The organism is Corallococcus sp. CA053C, from assembly GCF_003611675.1.
Taxonomy (GTDB): domain Bacteria; phylum Myxococcota; class Myxococcia; order Myxococcales; family Myxococcaceae; genus Corallococcus.
Window position 1 is genome coordinate 1 of the sequence record NZ_RAWA01000706.1, and the last position, 2,337, is coordinate 2,337.

The window sequence follows — 2,337 nt, forward strand, 5'->3', positions numbered from 1 at the left end:
ATACCCCACCCGCCTCCGGTGGAAAACCCGAGCCGTCCCGCCCGGTTGCCTGGGTGGTTTTTTTGACTACACCGCGAGGCGGGGTGAGCCTGTGCCCCAGGACGCTACAGGACGAGGTGGCCATGAAGCTGGGCATGTGGATGGCGCTGCTGGCGATGACGACGGGTTGTGCGACCGGGTCCCCCGTGGGCGGCTGGGTGGCGTCGGAGCCGGTGCGCTACCACTCCGCGTCCCCGCCGGCCTTCCCCCGCGCCGCGCTGTCCTCGTCGGTCGCGAGCCGCGACAGCCAGCGGACGCCGACCTCCAAGGGGCGGCCCGCGAAGGCCACCCCGAACGGGGAAGCCCGGAGCCCGGCGGTGGCGAAGGCGCGCCCTTCCGCCCTGCCTGCGAAGAAGGCCACCGCGAGCATGGCGCCCGTGTCCAACCCGCGTGAGCGCGTGCTCGCCACGGCCCGCGCGCTGGTGGGCCAGCCCACGATCCAGGTGAACGGTCGGCGCTACCCGGCGGACTGCACGGCGCTCATCGAGGCCACGTACGCGCAAGCGGGCCTGAAGTTCCGGGGCACGCTGAAGCCCGGGGACAACGGCGTCACCGCGCTCTACCGCTACGCCCGCGCGAACGGCCGCGTGTACACCGAAGGCCGCCCCGTGCCGGGAGACCTGGTGTTCTTCCGCGAGACGTATGATCAGAACCGCGACGGCCGCCGCAACGACGGCCTCACGCACGTGGGGCTCGTGGACGGGGTAGACCCGGATGGAACCGTCACCGTGATCCACCGGGTGAAGCGCGGCGTCGTGCGCTACCGGATGAACCTGGCGCGCCCCCACCTGCCCCGCGACCCGCGGACGGGCGAGGTGCTCAACGACATGCTGCGAAACCCCGGTCCCGGACAGACGCACGTCCTCACCGGTCAGCTCTTCGCCGCGTTCGGCAGCGTGCTGCCCTCGGGCGCCGCGAAGCCCGTGGCCGTGGCCGTGGCCGTGGCCGTGGCGGCCCGGTAGGCTCGCTAGGCCTCGGTAGACAAGAGAAAGCCCGTCGCTCCGCGCGGGGCGCTTCCGGAACCAGCCGGAGCGCAACCGGGGAATGACGGGCCTGAACTTCCCTTCCAAAAAACCTGACGGCTAGGTCGTGGTGGTGGTGGACGTCACCCGCGCGGTGCGGTCCCACGCGGCGCGCTGCGAGTTGCGCAGGAAGCGCCAGAAGCCCACGGCGATGGCCATGTTCATGGTGACGAAGTAGTAGGCCACGGACGTCACCCGCTTCGCGACGCCGCTCTTGAAGACACCCGCGCGGCCCAGGTACGCCAGGGCGTAGAAGAGCGTCTGGCCCAGGAGCGTCGCCTGGTAGAAGGCGCTGTCGAGCAGGAACAGGTTGGCCACCAGCGCCGCCACCATCAGCGCGGGCGCGCACCAGCGCAGCAGTTTGTGCGACCAGAACGCGAACGCGGGGAAGCCCGCCGTGGGCAGCAGCAGCCCGGGCACGAGGCGCAGGCTTTGGAAGTTGCCCGCCGCGATGCGAGCGCGCCGGCCGAACTCCTTGCCGTAATCCTCCGTCGTCTCCTCGTGAGCGACGGCGTTCTCCTCGTAGACGACCTTGTAGCCGCTCTCCAGGATGCGCAGCGGGATCACGAAGTCATCCACGATGGTGGAGGGCGGAAGCAGCGTGAAGAGCGAGCGCCGGATGGCGTAGAGGCCGCCGTTGGCACCGACCACCGAGCCCCGCTTTCCCTCGTACAGCTTGATGAGGGACTCGTAGCTCCAGTAGGCGCTCTCCTCGTAGTCCTGCTTCGTGGGGTTGTAGAGGCGCAGCTTGCCGCAGACGGCGCCGACCTCCGGGTCCTCGAAGTGGCGCACCAGCTTCCGCACCGCGTCCGCGTCGATCATCGTGTTCGCATCCGACAGGAGCACGATGTCGCCATGGGCGGAGGGGATGCAGCGGTTGAGCACCGTCGTCTTGCCGGCGCGGGCCGCGGGCGACAGCCGCACGCGGGGATCCGTGCACTGCTGCACGAGCCCGTCCGTGCCGTCCGTGGAGCCATCCGAACCGATGACCACCTCGAAGCGGTCCGCCGGGTAGTCCAATGCCAGACTGTTCCGCAGCTTCTCTTCGATGCAGGAGGCCTCGTTGTACGCGGCCACCACCAGGCTCACCGACGGAAGCGGCCCCGCGGGGACGCTCGCCTGGACGGTGCCCCCGGAACGCATCCGCCGCATGTTCTGGAAGACCTGCGCCATGCCCTCCAGAGCGAACAGGCTCAGGGGATAGAAGAAATACGTGTGCACGAGTGCCAGCGCCGCGCACCAGAAGAAGACCTCCGCCATCGACCCACCCTCCCGA

Annotated in this window: 2 protein-coding genes; one reads left to right on the plus strand and one right to left on the minus strand. The window is 69.8% G+C overall.

The features are described 5' to 3' along the window. The first annotated feature begins 122 nt into the window (after positions 1–122). Positions 123–1,001, plus strand: coding sequence for a CHAP domain-containing protein (locus tag D7V97_RS42380; protein WP_120616190.1), 879 nt, complete (start codon positions 123–125; stop codon positions 999–1,001). A gap of 120 nt (positions 1,002–1,121) precedes the next feature. On the opposite strand, the gene D7V97_RS42385 is transcribed toward D7V97_RS42380, so the two are convergent. After that, positions 1,122–2,337, minus strand: a 1,216-nt coding sequence (locus D7V97_RS42385) for a glycosyltransferase family 2 protein (protein ID WP_233583602.1), incomplete at its 5' end; no start/stop codon positions are given.

Bases quoted from the DNA above. Each gene is read 5' to 3' on its own strand.
- D7V97_RS42380 (WP_120616190.1), top strand. From the start codon at position 123: ATGAAGCTGGGCATGTGGATGGCGCTGCTGGCGATGACGACGGGTTGT.